Genomic DNA, 22,550 nt, shown 5'->3' with positions numbered 1-22,550 from the left:
CGTAGGTGCCTGTCATGTAAGGATTATCTATTGTTGGAAGCAGCAACGTCAGGGTTGCATCCGAGGCCCTGCGCGACAAACCAATATTATTGAGGCGGGCTTCAGTATTTCTGAAGCCCGCCTCCTGGCCCGGGCAAGGCCCCTGGCAGTCGATTCAGGTCATGGCGTGCGCCTGTGACAGACCTCTCTCCAGACGCAGATCTCTCCAGACGCAGACCTCTCTCTCCAGACGCAGAATCAGCCCTTGATGCAGACCCCGAATTCCTCGCTGGCATCCAGCAGCCAGCGGCCGAGGTAATCGGCGAAGCTTCTGCGCACCACCAGCTCGAATTCGCTCTCGCTGACGCGGCGCAGCACCAGTGTCGCCTTGGCGAACACCGCCGGCACGCCACGTCCGACCGGGAAGGCACGCGGGTGCACATCGGTGGGCGTCGACTTCATCAGCACCTGACGCGCCTGGTCGCCACTCAGCGAGATGACGGTCTGACCACCGCTGACGTTGACCACCTGATAGCGACCGGCCAACGCCTCATGCAGCGCCTTCTCGACAGTGAAGGCTTCCTCGCCGGGCACCAGGATCAGCCACTCATCCGGTGACAGCCACTGGATCGAGCGCCCCCCCTCATTCTGATGGAGGGTCGCCGGCGTCAACGGCAGCGCCAGACCCAGCGCCGCCTCGACACCCTCGGCGAAGCCCGGCTGCGCGGGGTCACCGCGCAGCGTCAGGTGACCGAGAAACGCCTTCTCCTGCAGCACGACGCCGGCATCGCCGTCATCGCGGGCCGTGAACAGATGCGCCAACGGCGAACGGGCGCACTGAGCGTGGACCTCGGGCGTCGGGCGCTGGTCGATCACCGACGTCTGGGAACTAGTCATGTCCTGCGGCTGCGCATCGACGGCGGCACCCGCTTGCGGGTCGAGTGTGGTGGCATCAGACATGCTGGCGCTCCCCTTTCTTGTCGTAGAACACCGGTGAGGTGATTTCGGCTTCCAGCGTCGTACCATCGGCCTGCGGCAGGAACACCGTCTCGCCGATGCGCTTGGCACCGCCCTTGACCACCGCCAGCGCGAAGCCATGTCCCAGCGTCGGGCTGTAGTAGCTGGAGGTCACGTGGCCGACCATTGGCATCGGGATGGCGTGATCGGGGTCGAAGACGATCTGCGAGCCTTCCGGCAGCACGATGCGCTCATCGCCGGCCTTCTTGCGCGTCGGAATCAGGCCGACCATCTGCTTGCGGTCGTCGCGGCGGGTATCCGGACGCGACAGCGCACGCTTGCCGATCCAGGAATACGGCTTGTTGTAGCCGACACACCACTGCATGCCGAGATCTTCCGGGGTGATCGAGCCATCGGTGTCCTGACCGACGATGATGAAGCCCTTCTCGGCGCGCAGCACGTGCATGGTTTCGGTGCCGTAGGGCGTGAGGCCGTACTTCTTGCCGCATTCGAACAGGCGCTTCCAGACATGCAGCCCGTAGTTGGCCGGCACGTTGAGCTCGTAGGACAGCTCGCCGGTGAAGGAGATGCGGAAGATGCGCCCGGGAATGTCGGCGATCAGCCCTTCACGCACTTCCATGAACTTGAAGCTGTCGCGATCGAGGTCGATGTCGGTCAGTTCGCCGACCAGCGCACGCGCCTCGGGGCCGGTGACGGTCAGGGTCGCCCAGTGATCGGTGACGCTGGTCATCTGCACGTCCAGTTCCGGCCATTCGGTCTGGTGCCACAGCTCCAGCCATTCCAGGATCGAGGCCGCGCCACCGGTGGTGGTGGTCATCAGGAAGTGGTCTTCGGCCAGACAGGTGGTGACACCGTCGTCCATCACCATGCCGTCGTCGTGACACATCAGGCCGTAACGCGCCTTGCCGACGCCCAGCTTGGCCCAGGCGTTGGTGTAGATGCGGTTGAGGAATTCGCGCGCATCGCGACCGGTGATGTCAATCTTGCCCAGGGTCGAGGCGTCCAGCACGCCGACCTTCTCGCGCACCGCCAGACACTCGCGCTCGACCGCGGCATGCATGTCCTCACTGCCCTGCGGGTAGTACCAGGGACGCTTCCACTGGCCGACATCCTCGAACTTGGCGCCCTGCGCTACGTGCCATTCGTGCATCGCGGTGTAGCGGATCGGATCGAACAGCTCGTTGCAGTGACGACCGACGATGGCACCGAAGGTCACCGGCGTGTAGTTGGGGCGGAACACGGTGGTACCGGTGTCGGGGATGGTCTGCCCCAGACAGCGCGCGGCGACCGCCATGCCGTTGATGTTGCCCAGCTTGCCCTGATCGGTGCCGAAGCCCATCGCGGTGTAGCGCTTGACGTGCTCGATGGACTCGAAGCCTTCGCGGGTGGCGAGTTCGATACCGGCGGCGGTGACGTCGTTCTGCAGATCGACGAACTGCTTGGGCGCGCGTGCGGTGGGCTTGTCATGCGGCACCTGATAGAGCGGCAGCATCGGCGTTTCCGCAAGCTCGGAGACCGCAGGCACCTCGGCCTGGGCGGTCTCGAACTCGCAGGCTTCCACCGCGGCGACACCGCTGGCGTAAGCCGCGACCAGCACATCTTCCAGCGCGAAGCTGCCATTGGCGGCGCCGCAGGCATCGAAGCCCTTGAGCATCGGTGCGCCCAGCGCGGGCAGGAAGCCGTGGATCTCGTCGCTCCATACCGGACGCGCACCGGTGTGCGCCGCCAGGTGAACCACCGGGCTGTAGCCGCCGGAGCTTGCGATGGTGTCGCAGGCGAGCTCTTCCACTGCCCCCGTCACGCTGAAGGAATCGATATCGATGGCCGCAATGCGCGCGCCTGTCACGCGGCGTTCGCCCTTGGCTTCGATCACGGCGGCGCCGGCGATGATGCGGATGCCCGCGGCACGCGCCGCCTCGACCATCACGCCGGATGGCGTCGGACGCGCATCGGCGATCGCGACCACTTCACGACCGGCCGCCGCCCAGGCAAGCGCCGCGCGATAGGCGTGGTCGTTGTTGACCGACAGCACCAGCTTGTCACCGGCGGCGACGCCGTAACGGGTCAGATAGGTGGTGACGGCACCGGCCAGCAGGTTGCCCGGCACATCGTTGTGGCTGTAGACCAGCGGCCGCTCATGGGCGCCGGTGGCCATGATGACGCGATGGGCACGCACGCGGTGCAGGCGGGAGCGTGCCTGACGCGCACCACGGGCATTCAAGGGCGCGAGATCGGCCTGATGCTCGGTACGGCGCTCGTGCAGGGTCACGAAGTTATGATCGTGGTAGCCATTGGCGGTGGTGCGCGGCAGCAACTGCACATCCTCACAGGCTTCGAGTTCCGCAAGCACCGCGTCACGCCATTCGATGGCAGGCTTGCCGTCCAGGGTCTGATCGAGGCAGTCCGCCGACATGGAGAGCAGCGAGCCACCCAGCTCTTCCTGCTCATCACACAGGATGACGCGCGCGCCGCTGCGGGCCGCGACCAGCGCCGCCATCAGGCCTGCCGGGCCGGAGCCGATCACCAGCACATCGGTGTGCTGATGCAGGTGATCATAGATGTCCGGGTCCTCCTCGAGCGGAGAACGCCCGAGACCGGCAGCCTTGCGGATGTACTTCTCGTAGGTCATCCACAGCGAGGCCGGCGCCATGAAGGTCTTGTAGTAGAAGCCCGGCGGCATGAACTTGCCGCCCAGCTTGCCGACCTGCGGCAGGAAGCGGCTCATCAGGTCCTTCTGCGCCTTGACCCAGCCGCTGACGGCGTGGGCTTCCAGGCCGTCGTAGAGCGCCTGCTGGGTAGCACGCACGTTGGGCACCTGACCCGCTTCGGTGCTGCCCAGCTGCAGGATGGCATTGGGCTCTTCGGCACCGGCGGCGACCAGGCCGCGCGGACGCGCATACTTGAAGCTGGCGTTGAGCACATCGAGGCCGTTGGCCATCAGTGCCGAGGCGAGGGTATCGCCTGCCAGGCCCTGATAGCGCTTGCCATTGAAGGTGAAGGCCAGCGGCGTGGCGCGGTCGATGCGTCCACCCGAGGCGAGACGGCGCGGGGCAGCGGCGGTCTGGTTGTCTTGCTGGCTCATGCGCTCACCCCCTTGGCTTGCGTGGTCGGATCGGCTTTCGTCTCACCGGTGATGGTGGGCTGCTCGCCCATGCGATAGGTCTCGAGAATCTCGTAAGTCACGGTGTGGCGGGTGATGTTGAAATACTTGCGACAGCCCACGGCGTGAATCCACAGCTCGTGGTGGACGCCACGCGGGTTGTTGCGGAAGAACAGATAATCCCCCCACTCGGCATCGGAGCAGGCTTCGGGGTCCTTCGGGCGCTCGATATGCGCCTGGCCCTTGACGTGGAATTCCTCTTCCTCGCGCAGCTCGCCGCAGTAGGGACAGAAGATATGCATCATGGTCGGTCGTCTCCTGACGGCAGGTTCAGTGCGCGACGCCAGCGGCGCCGTGTTCGTCGATCAGCTTGCCCGTGTTGAAACGGTCATAGGAGAAGGGTTCTGCCAGCGGATGGGTGCGCCCCTTGGCCAGTGTCCAGGCAAAGACGTTGCCGGAACCCGGCGTGGCCTTGAAGCCACCGGTACCCCAACCGCAGTTGAAATAGAGCCCCTTCACGGGCGTCTTGGAAATGATCGGGCAGGCGTCCGGGCAGGTGTCGACGATGCCGCCCCACTGACGGTTCATGCGTACCCGCGAGAAGATCGGGAACATCTCGACGATGGCCTGCAGGGTGTGCTCGATGGTCGGGTAGCTGCCACGCTGGCCGTAACCCACGTAGCCGTCGATGCCGGCACCGATGACCAGGTCGCCCTTGTCCGACTGGCTGACATAGCCGTGGACGTGGTTGGACATCACCACGGTATCGAGAATCGGCTTGAGCGGCTCGGAGACCAGCGCCTGCAGCGGGTGGGATTCCAGCGGCAGGCGGAAGCCGGCCTTCTCGGCCATCACGCCGGAGTTGCCGGCGGTGACCACGCCGACACGCTTGGCACCGATGAAGCCGCGCGAGGTTTCCACCCCGACGATGGCGCCATCCTGCTTGCGGAAGCCGGTGACCTCGGTCTGCTGGATCAGGTCGACGCCGAGACTGTCGGCACCGCGCGCGAAGCCCCAGGCCACGGCGTCGTGACGCGCCACGCCACCGCGCGGCTGCCAGGAGGCGCCGAGAATCGGGTAGCGTGCGCGGCTCGAGCAGTCCATCGCCGGTACCAGTTCCTGCACCTGCTGGGCGTCCAGCACCTCGCCATCGATGCCCTGCAGACGGTTGGCATTCACGCGGCGCTGGATGTCACGCATGTCCTGCAGGGTGTGGCCCAGGTTGAGCACGCCACGCTGGGAGAACATCACGTTGTAGTTGAGATCCTGGGACAGGCCTTCCCACAGCTTCATGGAGTGCTCGTAGAGCGCCGCCGCCTCGTCCCACAGATAGTTGGAGCGCACCAGGGTGGTGTTGCGCGCGGTGTTGCCGCCGCCCAACCAGCCCTTCTCGATCACCGCGACATTGGTGATGCCGTGCTCCTTGGCCAGGTAGTAGGCCGTGGCCAGACCATGCCCGCCGCCACCGACGATGACGACGTCGTATTCCTTCTTGGGTTCTGGGCTACGCCAGACCTTCTGCCAGTTCTCATGGTGGCTGAGCGCATGCTTGACCAGCCCGAATCCCGAGTAACGCTGCATTTGCCACCCTCCTCACATCTTTGCCACCGCAAGCGCTGTCCGGTGCTCTCGACCGAGTGATGTCTGTTGTTGTCACCCGAGTGATGTCTCTGCGCTTGCGGCATGTGTCGTTGTTATCGTTGTCTCTCGCCAGCGCCTTGTTCAGGCAAGCGCGGCGGGGTCGGTCACGCTGTTCGATGCGTAGACCGGGAAGCGGGCACAGACTTCCTCGACCTTGCCGCGCACCTCGGCTTCCACCTTGGCGCTCTCGCCGGTGGACAGCGCATCGAGCAGATCACAGATCCAGCCGGCCAGTGCCTCGCATTCCGCTTCGCCGAAGCCGCGCGTGGTGGCGGCCGGGGTGCCGATGCGCAGCCCGGATGTCACGAAGGGGCTCTGCGGGTCATTCGGCACGCTGTTCTTGTTGACGGTGATGTGGGCGCGGCCCAGTGAGGCATCCGCGTCCTTGCCGGTCACGCCTTGGCGGATCAGCGAGACGAGGAACAGGTGGTCATCGGTACCGCCGGAGACCACGTCATAGCCGCGCGCCATGAAGACCTCGGCCATCACGCGGGCATTGGCGATCACGCGGGCCTGATAGCTGACGAAGTCCTGGCTCATCGCTTCCTTGAAGGCCGCGGCCTTGGCGGCGATGACGTGCATCAGCGGGCCGCCCTGCTGGCCGGGGAAGACGGCGCCATTGAGCTTCTTGTGCAGCGCTTCATCACCGGTGGCGGAGAGAATCAGGCCACCGCGCGGGCCGCGCAGCGTCTTGTGCGTGGTGGTGGTGACGACATGGGCGTAGGGCAGCGGGCTTGGGTAGTGACCCGCCGCGACCAGACCGGCCACGTGGGCCATGTCGACCATCAGCCAGGCGCCGATCTCGTCGGCGATATCGCGGAAGCGACGCCAGTTGACCACCCGCGAGTAGGCGGAGAAGCCGGCGATGATCATCTTAGGCTTGTGCTCACGCGCCAGACGCTCCATCTCCTCGTAGTCCAGCTCGCCGCTTTCGGTCAGGCCGTACTGGATGGCGTTGTAGTGCTTGCCGGAGAAGTTGGGCGCCGCGCCGTGGGTCAGGTGACCGCCATGCGCCAGGCTCATGCCGAGGATGGTGTCACCCGGCGAGACGAGTGCCATGAACACGGCCGCGTTGGCCTGGGCGCCGGAGTGCGGCTGCACGTTGGCGTAGTCACAGCCGAACAGCGCACAGGCGCGCTCGATGGCCAGTGTCTCGACCTTGTCGACGAATTCGCAGCCGCCGTAGTAGCGCTTGCCGGGATAGCCTTCGGCGTACTTGTTGGTCAGCTGGCTGCCCTGAGCCTCCATCACCAGCGGGCTTGCATAGTTCTCGGAGGCGATCAGCTCGATATGCGCTTCCTGACGCGCTGTCTCTTCGAGGATGGCCTCGGCCAGTGCAGGGTCGAGTCTGGCCAGTCGGTCATCACGGGTGTAGCCATGTTGCTGAGACATTGCGCGCCTCCGGTAAGCGGATCGTTGTTGTTGGAATGGTTCGATGAAGGGTGATCAGTGATCGTCTGTTCGCTCAAATCCTGTCGAGTCAGCCGGCGCCAAGGCCTTGAGTGGCTGTCTTGACCCGATACTAGCCCTGCCCCCCTGCGGCAAACTGCTTGTCAGCGTCACCCCGCAGCGCGAATGCGACATCGGCAGGCAAAAGCGACATCTCGACGGCCCGCGCAGAGCTGCTGCGAATAGTGGCTGCCCGCCACTGGCGCTACACCGAAGCCCCTGCGGGCAGGTATGCTAGACACCGATATCGTGCGATCAGGCGCCGAATGACGACTGATCCATGCAAGCGCGCGCCTGGTGAAGGGAGTTGAGAATATGCTGATGGAATTGCTGGCGGTGATGGCACCGGTACTGTGTGGCGCCGCCATCGGCTTCTTCTGGGTCAGGCTGGGCAACGACTACCCGATGGCCTTCGTCACCCGGCTGGTGCTCTACATCGGCACGCCGGCGCTGATCCTCAATGCGCTGGGCAGCGCCGAGATCGACAACTCGAGCTTTTTGCGCACGGGCCTGGCGACGCTGTCCGTGATGGCCCTGCTGCTGGCGCTGAGCTGGCCCTTCGCGCGCCTGATCGGCAAGCCCTGGAAGGTCGCGGTGGCGCCGTTGCTGTTCTCCAACGTCGGCAACATGGGCCTGCCCGTCTCGCTCTACGCCTTCGGCCAGGCCGGCTTCGCCTACGCCATCACCATCATGGTCACCATGTCGCTGCTGCAGTTCACCCTCGGCGCCTGGCTTGCCAGCACCAGCGGCAACCCGCTGCGCAGCGTGGTGCGCTCGCCGACCATCTGGGCCAGCATCGTCGCCACCCTCATGCTGCTCTGCGATGTGCACATGCCGCGCTTCGTCGCCAACAGCCTGGAGCTGATCTCCGGCTTCACCGTGCCGCTGATGCTGATCACCCTGGGCGTGTCGCTGGCCAGCATTCGCGTCAAGAATCTGGCCGCGGGCGTGGGCTTCAGTGTCCTGCGCATTCCCTTTGCCGCCCTGTGTGCCTGGGGGATCGGCACCCTGCTGGACCTGCCCCCGCTGGCACTGCACGTGTTGACCATGCAGATGGCCATGCCGGTGGCGGTCTACAACTACATGTTCGCCCAGAAGGCCGGGCGTGAGCCGGAGTACGTGGCTACGCTGGTGTTCTGCTCGACGCTCGCCGCCTTCCTCTATCTGCCCATGCTGCTGGCGGCGATGGGGGCGACACTGGGCTGACCCGATGGAAGCCGCCCGAGCCTTTCCGCAGTGAATGACAGGCACAAAAAAACCACGCGAGCCTGAGCTTGCGTGGTCGTGTGACACCTTCCTGCGGAAACTGCCGTGCCGTGAAGAAGACGGTATTGCACCATCCCGATATTGAGCAGCACGGCGCTTCCTGTTGCGACGATCAGCCTTGTAGTCCTGCTGGCACCCGCTCCCGGCCTGGAGGTGGCGCACCGTTCCCCTGTGTCATCATTGCCCTTTTGACCAAACCCGTGACTGGAGTGGCAGTCGTGGACCTGACGTGAACGCTCTCCGCTCTCGACCCGCAGCTGAAGAGGGCATGCAGCCCAACGGGGCCTTGTGCTTATGGCACCAGGGCGAACCCTGGCGTGGCCTGGCGGGACTTCCCGCAGAGCCCCCTGCACTGCATGCGCTCATTCACGTGGCAACATCTGAAGGGTAGCCCCGAAGTCGTCTGCACCTCCAGATGGTTTGTGCCGTCTTCCTGCGCGAGTCGACTTGCTCATGAACCTGAGCATGAAGTCTTAGAGTACTCATCCCGAGCAGACTGTCAGCGCACCTCGGGCGTGGCGGCTTGCAGTCCCGCCAGGCCCTCGGCCTGCTGCTGACGCAGCTGGGCCAGCGTTGTCACGGCATGTCCCCTGGCTTGCCATTCGGCGCGCTCGGCATCATCGGCCCGGATGATGAAGCGTCCAAGCAGGGTGTAGAGCAGCCCCAGCAACGGTGACAGCCAGCAGGCGAAGGCCAGCGGAATGTAAAGCAGCCCCTCCATGCCCGCGCCACCGGCCATCAGCCCCAGCGAACTGACCACCACCGCGCCGCCGGCATTCCAGGGAATCAGCGGCGAGATCAGCGTGCCGCCCTCTTCCAGTGAGCGCGACAGGTTGAGCGTCGAATATCCCTCACCCCGATAGATCGGCGCGTACATGCGACCCGGCAGAGCGATGGAGAGGTAGGGGTCGCCCGCGATGACATTGGTCAGCGCCGCCGTGGAACTGGCCGCGACCTGCAGACCGAAGATACCGCGCACCTTGACCAGCACCGCGGCACACAGCGCCTCCAGACAGCCGATGATTTCCAGCAAGCCCCCGAAGGCCAGTGCGATCATCACCAGCAGGATGACCCAGGCCATCGACATGATGCCGCCGCGATTGAGCAGGCTGTCGATCTCGCTCACGCCGGTGCTCAGGGCGTAGCCGCCCTGCATATAGCCGAACAGTGCCTTGACCGCCTCGCCCTGTACGCCGAATGCCACGACCGCCCCGGCCAGCACCCCGACGAACAGCGCCGGGAGTGCCGGCATGCGCGCGATCGCCAGCGCCATCACCAGCAGCGGCGGCATCAGTACCCACAGATTGAAGGTGAAGTGCCCGGAAAGCCCTTCGGTGATGGCGGTGATGCGCTCGAGATCCAGCACCTGACCGGCGGCGAGCAGGTTGCCGGCGATCAGATAGATCACCAGCGCGATCAGCATGGCGGGAATGGTGGTCGGCATCATGTTGCGGATGTGCGCGAACAGATTCACGCCCGTCACCGCAGGGGCCAGATTGGTGGTATCCGACAGCGGCGAGACCTTGTCACCGAAGAAGGCGCCGGACACCACCGCACCGGCGGTCCACCACGGCGGAATGCCGAAGCCGGCCCCGATGCCCATCAGCGCAAGCCCCACCGTGCCCACGGTGCCCCAGCTGGTGCCCAGCGCCACCGAGACCACCGCGCACAGCAGCATGGCCGCCGCCAGGAAGTATTCCGGCGAGACCAGCTTGAGCCCGTAGTAGATGATCATCGGTACGCTGCCGGAGGCGATCCATACCCCGACCGTCATGCCGACCAGAATCAGGATCGCGATGGAAGGCAGGCCGACACGCACGATGCGCATCATGCCCTCTTCCATCGCCGACCAGCCGTGGCCCAGCTTCCAGCCGATCAGCGCCGTGATGGCGACACCGCATACCAGCGGCACATGCGGGGTGAACTCGCCGAACACGAACAGTTGCAATGCAAGAACGGCCAGGGTGGCCACGATAGGCAGGCAGGCCATCTTGAGCGATGGCCGTAGTGGGGTCTTCACATCCCGAGTCATGTCTTGCTCCATTAGTTAGTTGTACTTTTTGTACCCCTAACGCTAATGGGACCCGGGAAGTCGCGGCTGACTGACTGCGTCATCCAACCGCGCGAATGCGACATGTCCTCTCATTTAGCCAGCGCATTTATCCAGCGCATTTATCCAGCGCCTGCGCCCGCCCGTGAATATCGCTCGCGAAAGCCAGCAGGGCGGGAGGCCAGGTTGTGGATCAGTAATCGATCACCACATCGCCATTGGGCACGCTGCAGCAGGACAGGATGAAGCCTTCGGCGACGTCTTCATCGGTGATGCCGCCGTTGTGTTCCATCTCGACCTCGCCCGAGACCTTCTGCACCCGGCAGGTGCCGCAGATGCCCATGCCGCAGGCCTTGGGAATATGCAGACCGAGCTTGGCGGCGGCGGCGTGGACGGTCTCGCCCGGGGCGATCTGCACCGACTTGCCGGTGGTGGAGAACTCGACCCGCGTGAGATCGGAGCGGTCCAGCTCATCGGCCAGCACCTCGGCCTGTTCGGCCTGCTCGATGGCCTCTTCCTCGACATCGACCGGCGTGGCACCGAAGGATTCCTCGTGATAGCGGCTCATGTCGAAGCCGTGGCTGCGCAGCAGATGCTTGACCGCATTCATGTAGGGCGTGGGGCCACAGCAGAAGATCTCGCGCTCCATGAAGTCCGGCGCGATCATCTCGAGCATCGCGTCGGTGAGATAGCCGCGATAGCCGGACCAGGTCTGGCCGGTCTCGAAGCGCTCGCAGATGACGTGCATGTTGAACTCCGGCACGCGGGAATCCATGAACTCGAGCTGACGCCAGAAGATGATGTCGCGCGGGCTGCGCGCACTGTGCACGAAGGAGATGTCCACGTTGGCATTGGTATCGAAGTACCAGCGCGCCATCGACATCAAGGGCGTGATGCCCACGCCACCGGACAGCATCAGAATGCGCTCCGCCGGGTAGTCGATGCAGTTGAAGTTGCCGACCGGGCCGTGCACCGCCAGCACATCGCCTTCATTGAGGTTGTCGTGCAGCCAGTTGGAGACCAGCCCGCCCGGCACGCGCTTGACGGTGATCGAGAAGCTGTAGGGCACCGACGGTGAGCTGGAGATGGTGTAGGAGCGCATGATCTGCTGGGCATCGATCTCGAGCTCCAGGGTCACGAACTGCCCCGGCTTGAAGAAGAACATCACCGGCTGTTCGGCCATGAAACAGAAGGTGCGGACGTCCCAGGTTTCCTGAATAACCTTCACGCAGCGCACGCTATGTCGACCGTTGGTCCAGGTCTGCGTCGTAACCGGATTGAAGTTGCTGAGAGTGGTGCTCATGAAGGCCTCGCTGGGCATGTTGTTCTTGGAGACATGTTCTTGAAGAGACAGTGTCAGGCCACCCTGCGCTGCGTGCGCGGCCAACGGTGGGACATGCTCAGGATTGTCGAGTCAGTGCCCGGCAAGCATTTATCCGTGCACGACAGAAACATGCCCGATCACTCCAATCACGCCCCGCAGCGCCCTGCCCCCGCCTCATCGCTACGTCTGTCTGTGCCTCAAAGCCCCTGCGCAGACGACCGGCGTCGGAAATACATCATTGAGCGTCGCCATCAGACATAAGTCGCGACTTGACCTCAGCCACACTGCGCTCCATGCGTGGCAATGCCCTTCAGACGTCATGCGGGCTGCCTGAACTTCCACGCTGACTATCCTGTCGAGCGAGCGGCACTCTGCCTGCGCCGCCCTCGACACCCGAACCGACCAGGACGGAATGACGCACCGCGCGATGCATCGGCACTCCCTCATGGGGCCCCGATGTCGCCCCGCGGTGCTGCCCGGCAATGGTCTGTTCACTCGTTCCCTCTGTCCCGGCTTCACAACAACAATGATCAGCACACTCACTCAACCCAAGGCGACCCTGCTCCCGGCGCCTACCGACCGTGCGAGGACACCGCGATGAGCGACTTACTGGAACACGCTCAGGATCAGCAGCGTCAGGCTGTGCGCGAGGCCGCCGCGCGGCTTCTAGAGGCCCGCAGTCCCGGCTACACCCTGCCCCAGCCCTTCTACAATGATCAGCGCCTGTTCGATCTCGACATGAAGGAGATCTTCGAGCGCGAGTGGCTGTTTGCCGGCCTCAGCAGCGAGATCCCGCTCAAGGGCAACTTCATGACCATGGACGTGGGCAACAGCCCGATCATCATCGTGCGCGGTGACAACGGGGCCATCCATGCCTTCCATAACGTCTGTCGCCATCGCGGGTCCCGCCTGTGCAGCACCGAGCGCGGCAAGGTCGCCAAGCTGGTGTGCGGCTATCACAAGTGGACCTATGAGCTGGATGGTCGCCTGCTGTTCGCCGGTTCCGACATGGGCACCACCTTCGATACCAGTGAATACGGCCTGCATCCCGTCCACGTGCGCTCAGCCGGCGGCATGCTGTTCATCAACCTCGCCGAGCAGCCCGAGAACTGCGAGCCGTTCTTCAAGACGCTGGAGTTCTACCTCAAGCCCTACGACATGGAGAACGTCAAGGTCGCGGCCAGCTCCTCCATCATCGAGGAAGGCAACTGGAAGCTGGTGATCGAGAACAATCGCGAGTGCTATCACTGCGATGGCTCCCACCCGGAGCTGCTCAACACCCTGCAGGAATTCGATGACACCGATGACCCGCGTGCCACCGAGGCCTACAAGGCGCTGGTCGCGAAGAAGCAGGCCGACTGGGATGCCGAGAAGGTGCCCTATCAGCTGGTGCGCTTCGGTCGCCGCAATCGCATGACGCGCACGCCGCTGCTGGAAGGCACCGTCTCGATGACCACGGACGGCACCCCGGCGTGCAAGAAGCTGCTGGGTCGCCTGCAAAGCCCCGACATGGGCTCGCTGCGCATCCTCAACCTGCCCAATTCCTGGAACCACTTCATGGGCGATCATGCCGTGGTCTTCCAGGTCGACCCGATCGGCCCCCTCAAGACCCGCGTGACCACCAAATGGCTGGTGCACAAGGACGCGGTGGAAGGTGTCGACTACGACCTGGCGAAGCTGCGCAAGGTGTGGGATGCCACCAATGATCAGGACCGTCAGCTGGTGGAAGAGAACCAGCGCGGCGTCAACTCCAGCGCCTATCAGCCCGGCCCCTACTCGGCGACCTTCGAGTTCGGTGTCGTCGACTTCGTCGACTGGTATGCCGAGCGCATGCAGGAAGCGCTCAAGGAACAGCAGGAGCCGCATCTGCAGCTGGCCTGAGGGTTTGTGAGCTTCTACTAAAAGACAGGCAAGAAAAAAACCCGCCACCGGCAAGCCGGTGGCGGGTTTTTTTGGCTTTCACCCGGGCAACACGCCGAAGGCGGGTCACCCGAGAGGTACTACGGCTGGATTACAGCTGCGTGTCCAGGCTCATCATCAGGCTGAGCGCCATGACGATGATGATGGAGAAGCCGAACAGCTTGCGTGCCCAGGAGGCATCAGGCTGATCCTTGAGGCGCCAGGCGGCCAGATACAGCCACCAGCCGCCCGTGACGGTCGCGACTACCAGATACCAGATGCCGGTATATCCCCACAGTGTCAGCAACAGCGACACCGGGATGAAGCCGGCAATGTACCCCGTCACTACACGCTTGGCATGCTCCATGCCTCGCGCTACCGGGAGTACCGGAATATTGGCGGCCCGATAGTCATCGACACGAAACATGGCAATCGCATAGGAATGCGGCATCTGCCACATACTGAAGATGATCAACAGCAGCAGCGCCCCCATGTCCGCCTGACCGGTGACGGCCAGGTAGCCGACCACTGGCGGCGCAGCGCCGGACAGTGAGCCGATGAGGGTGCCATACACCGAGCCACGCTTGAGCCACATGCTGTAGGCCCCGACGTAGATCACGAAGCCCAGCCCCACGGCGATCATCGCCATGAGATTGGTCATCGCGGCCAGAAGCCAGAAGCCTGCAAGGCCCAGCACGCTGCCGAAGACGAAGGCCCCCTTCAGCGAGATGTCGCCCTGCACCAGAGCACGGCCCTGGGTACGTGCCATGTGGCGGTCGATATCGCGATCGATGCAGTTGTTGAACACACAGCCTGAGGCCACGATCAACGCCACCCCGACCAGGGTGGCGATGAACAGCGCCCAATCCACCTCACCACCGGAAGCGAGAAAGAAGCCGCCGCTGACGGTGATCAGGTTGCCGAAGATAATGCCCGGCTTGGTGGTACGCAGGTAGTCCTTGATCATCAGGCTCACGCTATCAGATGGGCATCATGTTCTGATTCAGCTCGATCATGATCCACATGGAACCACCAACGACGATTGCCACGATCACCACGGTGAACAGCATGGCCATGACATTCCAGCTCTGCTCCTTGGAGCCGTCCAGGTGCAGGAAGAAGTACAGCTGCACGAAGACCTGAGCGATGGCGAAACCGTAGATGGCCCAGATCACGCCGACACCCGGATCGTCCATCATCATCACCATCCCGAACGGGATGATGGTCAGGATGATGGAGAGAATCAGACCGGTCACGTACTGCTTGACGCTGCCGTGATTGTCGTTGTGGTCGTTGTTGGAATGGCTCATAGCATCACTCCTGTGAGATAGACGACGGTGAAGACGCAGATCCAGATGACGTCCAGGAAGTGCCAGAACAGGCTGAGCATCATCAGACGACCGCGATGCACTTCCGTCAGGCCTTTCTGCTTGACCTGGAAGATCAGCAGCGCCATCCAGATCAGACCGACGGTCACGTGCAGACCGTGGGTGCCGACCAGGGTGAAGAAGGCAGACAGGAACGCGGACTTGTCCGGACCATGGCCGTTCACGATCAGGTGGTGGAACTCATAGATTTCCATCGCGATGAAGCCTGCGCCACAGGCGAAGGTGATCATCAGCCACTTGATCACCGCGGAGCTGTCTCCGCGGTTCATGCCCAGCATCGCCAGGCCGTAGGTGAAGCTCGAGGCCAGCAGCAGCGCGGTCTCGACCAGCACGAAGTCCAGCTCGAAGATCTCGGCGCCCGTCGGGCCACCGGCATAGGCCTGGCTCAGTACCACGTAGCCCGCGAACAGCATCGCGAACAGGATGCAGTCGCTCAGCAGATAGAGCCAGAAACCGAAGACCTTCAGGCCGTTGGTATCGTGATGCTCGTGATCGTCATGGGCGTCATGCGCCCCATCGTGAGATGTCATTGCATTATTCGCCATGATTACCCCTGAACCACTGTGTCGTTAGGTGTGCGGGCGCTGGGCAGGGCGCGACGCTCGCGACCCTCACGCTCGACACGCTCCACTTCCTCGACGGACACGTAGTAGTCGATGTCGTAGTTGAAGGAGCGCACGATGAAGGTGGCGATCATGCCGACCAGCCCGACCACGGCCATCCACCAGATGTGCCAGATCAGTGCGAAACCGAACACCAGGCTGAAGGCGGAGATGATGACGCCAGCAGCGGCGTTGCGCGGCATGTGGATCGGCGCATAAGGCTTCTTGGCCTCCTGCTCGATGCCACGTTCCTTCATTTCCCAGAACTCGTCGAGCTCGGAAACCTGCGGCTCGTGAGCGAAGTTGTAGAACGGTGCCGGTGAAGTGGTGCTCCACTCCAGGGTACGACCGCCCCAGATATCGCCGGTGGTGTCCTGCAGCTGCTTGCGGTTCTTGATGCTGACCGCGATCTGGATCACGGTGCACGCGATACCGATCAGGATCAGGACAGCACCGATGAAGGCGACGACCAGGTACGGTACCCACAGCGGGTTGTCGACGTGCTGCAGACGACGGGTCATGCCCATGAAGCCGAGGATGTACAGCGGCATGAAGGCGAGGTAGAAGCCAGTGATCCAGAACCAGAAGGAACGCTTGCCCCACTTCTCGCACAGCATGAAGCCGGTCGCTTTCGGGAACCAGTAGGTGATACCGGCCATCGCACCGAAGACCACGCCGCCGATGATGACGTTGTGGAAGTGAGCGATCAGGAACAGCGAGTTGTGCAGTACGTAGTTGGCGCCCGGAACGGCCAGCAGAACGCCGGTCATGCCACCGATGGTGAAGGTGACGATGAAGCCCAGGGTCCACAGCACCGGAGAGGTCATTTCGACGCGACCGCGGTACATGGTGAACAGCCAGTTGAAGATCTTCACACCTGTCGGGATCGAGATGATCATCGTCGCGATACCGAAGAAGGCGTTCACGTCAGCGCCGGCACCCATGGTGAAGAAGTGGTGCAGCCAGACGATGAACGACAGGACGGTGATGACGAGAGTCGCCCACACCAGCGAGGTGTAACCGAACAGCTTCTTCTTGGAGAAGGTGGAGATGACTTCGGAGAACACACCGAAGACCGGCAGCACCAGGATGTACACCTCAGGATGGCCCCAGGCCCAGATGAGGTTGACGTACATCATCATGTTTCCACCAAGGTCATTGGTGAAGAAGTGGAAGTCGAGGTAGCGATCGAGCGTCAGCATCGCGATGGTAGCGGTCAGAATCGGGAAGGCCGCGACGATCAGGACGTTGGCACACAGTGCGGTCCAGGTGAAGACCGGCATTTTCATCAGGGACATGCCCGGCGCACGCATCTTGAGGATGGTGGCGATGAAGTTGACACCTGTCAGCAGGGTACCGACACCGGAGATCTGCAATGACCAGATCCAGTAATCCACCCCGACTCCGGGACTGTAATTGGCCCCCGACAACGGCGGATAGGCCAGCCAGCCAGTCTTGGCGAACTCACCCAGACCCAGAGAGATGTTGACCAGCAGCGCGCCGACCACGAACAGCCAGAAGCTGAGCGAGTTCAGGAACGGGAAGGCCACGTCACGTGCGCCGATCTGCAGCGGCACGACAACGTTGATCAGACCGATGACCAGCGGCATCGCCACGAAGAAGATCATGATCACGCCGTGGGCGGTGAAGATCTGGTCGTAGTGATCCGGGGGCAGATAGCCGTGCCCGCCGGAGGAGGCCAGCATCTGCTGGGAACGCATCATGATCGCATCGGAGAAACCACGGATCAGCATCACCAACGCGACGATGATGTACATCATGCCGATCTTCTTGTGATCGACAGAGGTGAACCACTCATTCCACAGGTAGGCCCACTTTTTCTTTACCGTGATGAAGCCGAACAGGGCTGCACCACCGAGGATTACCGCCGCGAGCACGATCACAATGATCGGGTCGTGATACGGAATCGCCTCTAATGTGAGTTTTCCAAGCATTGCTTATTCCTCGGTTGCCATCGCAGATTCAGCGTGACCAGAAGCGTCATGATCGGACATGCCGTGTTCGGCGCTGTCGTGATGCATTCCACCCTTCTTCATGTGGCGCATCTGATCATCGCTCATGCCCAGCTCCATGCCGTCCATGTAGGGCGCCATGATCTGCTCATACAGGTTCGGCTTGACCTGACCATAGAAGGTCGGGGCAACGTCCTCGCTCGGCTCCTTGAGAGCGGCAAGACCAGCGTCATCCAGCACCTTGCTGCTGCCGCGTGCCTTCTCGATCCAGGCGTCGAAGTCGCCTTCGCTCATGACATGCGCCTTGAAGTGCATGTCGGCGAAGCCGGCGCCGCTATAGCTGGCAGAGATACCGTCGTAGGTACCCACTTCACTGCCGATCAGGTGCAGACGGTTTTCCATCCCCGCCATTGCATAGATCTGGCTACCGAGCTGCGGGACGAAGAACGAGTTCATCACCGTGTCGGATGTGATGTGGAAGCGAACCTGACGATCCACCGGCATGGCCAGTTCATTGACCGTCGCGATGCCCTGCTCCGGATAGATGAACAACCACTTCCAGTCCATGGACACGACCTGCACCTCGATCGGCTCACCGCCGTCGACGATCTCGGCACGCGGGTCCAGCTCATGCGTGCTCTTCCAGGTCAGGATGCCCAGAGCGAGGATGATCAGGCACGGAATGCCCCAGACCACGATCTCGATCTTGGTGGAATGCGCCCAGTTGGGCGTGTAGGTCGCCTTGCTCTGCTTGGTATCGCGATAGCGCCAGGCGAACCACAGCGTCATGAAGATGACCGGGATAACAACCACGAGCATCAGGTAGGTAGCAGTCAGGATCAGCGACTTTTCGGATTCACCGATAGGCCCCTTGGGATCGAAGAGTACGGCGTCACAGCCGGACAGCATCAATAATCCCGCGAGGATAGGGAGTCCCCGCAGAGCCCCCCGCATTAGGCTTTTTCTCATCTCACGACCTCGTTGGAACACGCCATGGCGTCATGACGAGCCCACATGTGGAACACAGCGTTCGAAGAAATGACCAACAGGAAGCCGTCGATCTTTCGAACGAAATCAGAAGATTTCCCGCAGGCGGGCACAGGATAGAGAAAAGACAGGGGGGCTGACTACGGGGCAGGATGACGCACCAGGGGCCACATGCGGATGACTTCGGCCATCCGGTGCGCGCCAATCATGCCTTGAGCGGCATGAGTTCTCTCACGCTCGAGGGAGGTTAAGGCAGCGGGATCGGGTGGCGAAGCCGACACTCACGGCAATGATGTCGCGACAGTGCATGCCTTGCAGGGCCAGACAGCTCGTCATTCACCGGCCTTCTCCGCGATGCCAGCCGCCCTGCCCTGCTTGATGATGCCCGTGAGAATCACGACCTTGTCGCGCCACAATTCAGTGCATCCCCACAGATGTCCTCGCCATCGGCGCACCAGGTGGCGTCGAAGCAACCACTACCGCCACACGATACTGCGCAATAAAAGCCCAATAAATGGCTACCACTTGAAATAAAATGCCAAAAATTGTGCCAATGAGCCTTTCAAAAGTTGCTGAAGTACTCCCCCAACCCGGGCGAGAGAGGCATTTTCCCGACATGATACTTGTATGAGGCCGGCGTTCATTGACGAGAAAACATGCATCATTATCGATCATGACCTGACAGGTAAATGCACCATGATGCGTCTCACATGATGCTGGCATTCCCGATCAACAGGGGACACTTTTTCGCAACCTTGGCATGCCATTCTCATGATCAACGCCGAACCAAATGGCCTGATGAGTGTCATTTTCCGCCATTCATTTACGCGGACTCACCACCTTTTTGCCAGATGACGCCCAGCCTTCCATCATAAAAAATACACAAATAAACACAACCCAGAAACCACCTGGTTACCAATTTTGCACAAAAATCCGGTTTCCCGCCCCCATTGTGTGACTTGAGTCAGACAAGGAATGAACTCGACCGCGGCGTCAGGAACAACATCCTCGAAAAAGGTCAAGACCTGCGACAATTGACCACACCAAAAATAGGGACAATGATCTGGGAGAATTTCCCGGGGCCTTTTTCACGCCCAGCGGCCAGACAGGCCACTCTTCACCAGCACCACCGGGCTGTGGTCAGACGCGATTCGCGTTCCCCATCAGCGATGATGCGCGGCCGCCACTCGCCGCGATGGGCAGATTCTCGAGCTCTCGGTCTAGCGGGCTCTGGGCCTGGCGGGCCCTCACTCTCTCCAATGTCAGGCGCCGTGCGACATGCTGCCTGCGCGGGTCGAGAGCCATGCTCTGCAACGCCCGCTCTGCGATGACAGCTCTGCGACGAAAGCTCTACAACAACAGCCCTGCGATGACAGCTCTATAACATCGGCCCTACAACCAGAGCCCTGCAATGAGACCCTCACCATGACTGCCTCCTCGACCACGCATTCCCTCATCGCCGCCGACCAGCTTCCCGCAGGCATCCTCTATCGCCTGTTCTCGGGCAGCATCGCGCCCCGGCCGATCGCCTGGGTCTCGACCATCGATGCGGCAGGCAACACCAACCTCGCGCCCTTCTCGTTCTTCACCATCGCCAGCATCAATCCGCCGGTGCTCGCCTTCAGCCCGCTGCGCAATGGCGAAGGCAAGACCAAGGACACCCTCAACAACCTCGGGCAGGTGGCGGAGTGCGTCATTCACATCGGTGGCGAGGCGATGAGCGAGGCGCTCAATCTCACCAGCGCCAGTCTCGCGGCCGACGAGGATGAGTTCACCCACGCGGGCCTGAACAAGGTGGCCATGCCGCCGCTGGCGGTTCCGCGCGTGGAAGGCGCCCCGATCGCCTTCGGCTGTCGGCTGCGCGACATCATCTCGTTCGGTGATCAGCCGCTGGCCGGTTCACTGGTGCTGGCCGAGGTGGTGGTGATGCATGCCGACGCAGCGGTCTGGGATGGGCGGCATGTCGACAATGAGGTGCTGCGTGCCATCGGGCGCATGGCCGGCAGTGACTATGCACGCACGGATAGCCTGTTCAGCCTACAGCGCCCCGAATGAGTTTCCGGCTCGGACAAGAACCCATAAACCTTAATACAATCAATGCCTTTCAGCGCATGACAAGGATGGCTCAAGGTTTGACGACGTCATCTGCAACTGGCAGAAAGGCGCATGTTGCACAAGGCTTCAGACCAAGGTCTGAACGCTTCCACCAGGCGGGACAAGGTCCCTCATTCTGACTCGAGATGCCCACAGGAGCGGCTATCGAAAGAAAACATACGAGGTAACTCCATGTCATCGAATCCGTATGTGACGGATTACCAGATCGGTCAGGACAATGTTCAGCGACTCGGGCTGGATGTCCACAAGCCGGTCTTCACCATCAGTGCGCTGCTGATCGTGGGCTTCATCCTGTTCACGCTGCTGATGCCCGAGTCGGCCGAGTCGGCACTGGGCGGCGCCAAGGCATGGTCCATCACCCATGGTGATTGGCTGTTCATGCTCTCCAGCAACTTCTTCATCCTGTTCTGCCTGCTGCTGGTCCTGCACCCGGTCAGCCGCCTGCGTCTGGGCGGACGCGACGCCAAGCCGGAATTCAGCCGGATGGCCTGGTTCGCGATGCTGTTCGCGGCCGGCATGGGCACCGGCCTGATGTTCTGGGGGGTCGCCGAGCCAGTGGCGTACTACACCGACTGGTCCGGCACGCCATTGAACGCACCACCGCGCACGCCGGAAGGCGCGACGGCGGCACTCTCGGCCACCGTCTTCCACTACGGGCTTCACCCCTGGGCCATGTATGCCGTGATCGGCCTGTCGTTGGCCTTCTTCGCCTACAACAAGGGCCTGCCGCTGACGCTGCGCTCGGTGTTCTACCCCTTGCTGGGTGAGCGAGTATGGGGCTGGAGCGGCCATATCATCGATATCGTCGCGGTGCTCGCCACCCTGTTCGGCCTTGCCACCTCTCTGGGGCTGGGCGCGGCCCAGGCGGCCTCGGGTCTGGACCATCTGTTCGGCATCGGCGATGGGCTGGTCAGTCAGGTCGGCGTGATCGTGGCGGTCACGCTCGCGGCCATCTACTCGGTGAGTCGCGGTCTGGATGGCGGCGTCAAACGCCTCTCCAATCTCAACATGATGCTGGCCGCGCTGCTGGTGGTGTTCCTGTTCATCGTCGGCCCGACCATGGACATCATCACCGGACTCGGCACCACCAGCGCCGGCTATCTGGAATATCTGCTGCCGCTCTCCAACTGGATCGATCGCCCCGACGAAGGCTGGTTCCATAGCTGGACCATCTTCTACTGGGCCTGGTGGATTTCCTGGTCGCCGTTCGTCGGCATGTTCATCGCACGTATCTCGCGCGGACGCAGCGTGCGCGAATTCGTCACCGCCGTGCTGGTGGTACCGACCCTGGTCACCATCGTGTGGATGACCGTCTTCGGCGGCACCGCACTGGAAGAGGCACGAGCCGCCGGCAGCGAGCTGGCCCAGGGCATCGATACTCCCTCGATGGCCATGTTCCAGATGTTCGACAGCCTGCCGCTGTCCTCCATCACCTCCTGCGTCGCCATCGTGCTGGTGCTGGTGTTCTTCGTGACCTCTTCCGACTCCGGCTCGCTGGTGATCGATTCCATCACCGCCGGTGGCAAGCAGGATGCCCCGACGCGCCAGCGCATCTTCTGGGCAGCGGCCGGCGGTCTGATCGCCTGTGCCCTGCTGTATGGCGGTGGCAGCACCGCACTGAGTGCGCTGCAGGCGGGCGCCATCTCCACGGGACTGCCCTTCACGGTGGTGCTGCTGGTGATGTGCTTCTCGCTGTTCCGCGGTCTGCGCTGGGAAAAGCGCGAATACGACCGCGCCAACGCATCGACCTGAGCCACTGCACGCAGTGAAAAGAGGCGAGTGAGCCCCCACGCAAAAGG

16 protein-coding genes are annotated in these 22,550 nt (G+C 62.6%); 4 read left to right on the top strand and 12 right to left on the bottom strand.

From position 1 onward, the window contains the following. Positions 1-237: 237 nt before the first annotated feature. From soxG to glyA, 5 genes are all read right to left on the bottom strand, one after another. A complete protein-coding gene (soxG, locus tag MSG32_RS12640) occupies positions 238-939 on the bottom strand; it encodes a sarcosine oxidase subunit gamma family protein (protein WP_248379994.1) in 702 nt (233 codons plus the stop codon). Next, entirely contained in the window at positions 932-4,039 is a 3,108-nt protein-coding gene (locus MSG32_RS12635; protein ID WP_248379992.1) for a sarcosine oxidase subunit alpha family protein, read from the bottom strand. The genes soxG and MSG32_RS12635 overlap by 8 nt, the downstream gene beginning before the upstream one ends. Continuing rightward, positions 4,036-4,362, bottom strand: coding sequence for a sarcosine oxidase subunit delta (locus MSG32_RS12630; protein WP_043333138.1), 327 nt, complete (start codon positions 4,360-4,362; stop codon positions 4,036-4,038). The genes MSG32_RS12635 and MSG32_RS12630 overlap by 4 nt, the downstream gene beginning before the upstream one ends. 25 nt (positions 4,363-4,387) lie before the next feature. Beyond that, a complete protein-coding gene (locus MSG32_RS12625; protein WP_043333139.1) occupies positions 4,388-5,638 on the bottom strand; it encodes a sarcosine oxidase subunit beta family protein in 1,251 nt (416 codons plus the stop codon). 141 nt (positions 5,639-5,779) lie between these two features. Next, positions 5,780-7,090: a serine hydroxymethyltransferase gene (glyA, locus tag MSG32_RS12620; protein ID WP_043333140.1), complete on the bottom strand. Its 1,311-nt coding sequence runs from the start codon at positions 7,088-7,090 to the stop codon at positions 5,780-5,782. A gap of 372 nt (positions 7,091-7,462) precedes the next feature. Between glyA and MSG32_RS12615 the strand changes: the two genes are divergently transcribed. Continuing rightward, positions 7,463-8,353, top strand: coding sequence for an AEC family transporter (locus tag MSG32_RS12615; protein ID WP_054555340.1), 891 nt, complete (start codon positions 7,463-7,465; stop codon positions 8,351-8,353). 559 nt (positions 8,354-8,912) lie between these two features. On the opposite strand, the gene nhaC is transcribed toward MSG32_RS12615, so the two are convergent. Continuing rightward, positions 8,913-10,445, bottom strand: a complete 1,533-nt coding sequence (gene nhaC, locus MSG32_RS12610) for a Na+/H+ antiporter NhaC (protein WP_248379990.1) — start codon at positions 10,443-10,445, stop codon at positions 8,913-8,915. A 211-nt stretch (positions 10,446-10,656) separates the two neighbouring features. After that, complete coding sequence (locus tag MSG32_RS12605) at positions 10,657-11,766, bottom strand: hybrid-cluster NAD(P)-dependent oxidoreductase (protein ID WP_213113475.1); 1,110 nt, start codon at positions 11,764-11,766, stop codon at positions 10,657-10,659. 618 nt (positions 11,767-12,384) lie between these two features. Here MSG32_RS12605 and MSG32_RS12600 point away from each other — a divergent pair. Next, positions 12,385-13,668: an aromatic ring-hydroxylating dioxygenase subunit alpha gene (locus MSG32_RS12600; protein WP_192838586.1), complete on the top strand. Its 1,284-nt coding sequence runs from the start codon at positions 12,385-12,387 to the stop codon at positions 13,666-13,668. Between the two features lie 130 nt (positions 13,669-13,798). Here MSG32_RS12600 and cyoE read toward each other — a convergent pair whose 3' ends face one another. Genes cyoE through cyoA form a run of 5 tightly spaced genes read right to left on the bottom strand, consistent with a single transcriptional unit; the run spans position 13,799 to position 18,603 of the window. Further along, on the bottom strand, positions 13,799-14,653 hold the full coding sequence (cyoE, locus tag MSG32_RS12595) for a heme o synthase (protein ID WP_043333143.1): 855 nt from the start codon (positions 14,651-14,653) through the stop codon (positions 13,799-13,801). Positions 14,654-14,666: 13 nt separating this feature from the next. Next, positions 14,667-14,996, bottom strand: coding sequence for a cytochrome o ubiquinol oxidase subunit IV (gene cyoD, locus MSG32_RS12590; RefSeq protein ID WP_248379988.1), 330 nt, complete (start codon positions 14,994-14,996; stop codon positions 14,667-14,669). Next, a complete protein-coding gene (gene cyoC, locus MSG32_RS12585) occupies positions 14,993-15,619 on the bottom strand; it encodes a cytochrome o ubiquinol oxidase subunit III (RefSeq protein ID WP_054555336.1) in 627 nt (208 codons plus the stop codon). Before cyoC ends, cyoD begins: the two co-directional genes overlap by 4 nt. A gap of 2 nt (positions 15,620-15,621) precedes the next feature. Beyond that, entirely contained in the window at positions 15,622-17,631 is a 2,010-nt protein-coding gene (cyoB, locus tag MSG32_RS12580) for a cytochrome o ubiquinol oxidase subunit I (protein ID WP_248379986.1), read from the bottom strand. 3 nt (positions 17,632-17,634) lie between these two features. Next, a complete protein-coding gene (cyoA, locus tag MSG32_RS12575) occupies positions 17,635-18,603 on the bottom strand; it encodes a ubiquinol oxidase subunit II (protein WP_082388205.1) in 969 nt (322 codons plus the stop codon). A 1,458-nt stretch (positions 18,604-20,061) separates the two neighbouring features. Between cyoA and MSG32_RS12570 the strand changes: the two genes are divergently transcribed. Then, positions 20,062-20,691: a flavin reductase family protein gene (locus MSG32_RS12570; protein WP_052384477.1), complete on the top strand. Its 630-nt coding sequence runs from the start codon at positions 20,062-20,064 to the stop codon at positions 20,689-20,691. A 231-nt stretch (positions 20,692-20,922) separates the two neighbouring features. Continuing rightward, positions 20,923-22,503: a BCCT family transporter gene (locus MSG32_RS12565; protein WP_248379984.1), complete on the top strand. Its 1,581-nt coding sequence runs from the start codon at positions 20,923-20,925 to the stop codon at positions 22,501-22,503. Positions 22,504-22,550: the final 47 nt, after the last annotated feature.

The sequence above is a fragment of the Cobetia sp. 1CM21F genome (assembly GCF_023161745.1).
In the GTDB taxonomy this organism is placed as follows: Bacteria; Pseudomonadota; Gammaproteobacteria; order Pseudomonadales; family Halomonadaceae; genus Cobetia; species Cobetia amphilecti.
This window is presented reverse-complemented; position numbering and strand designations above follow the sequence as displayed.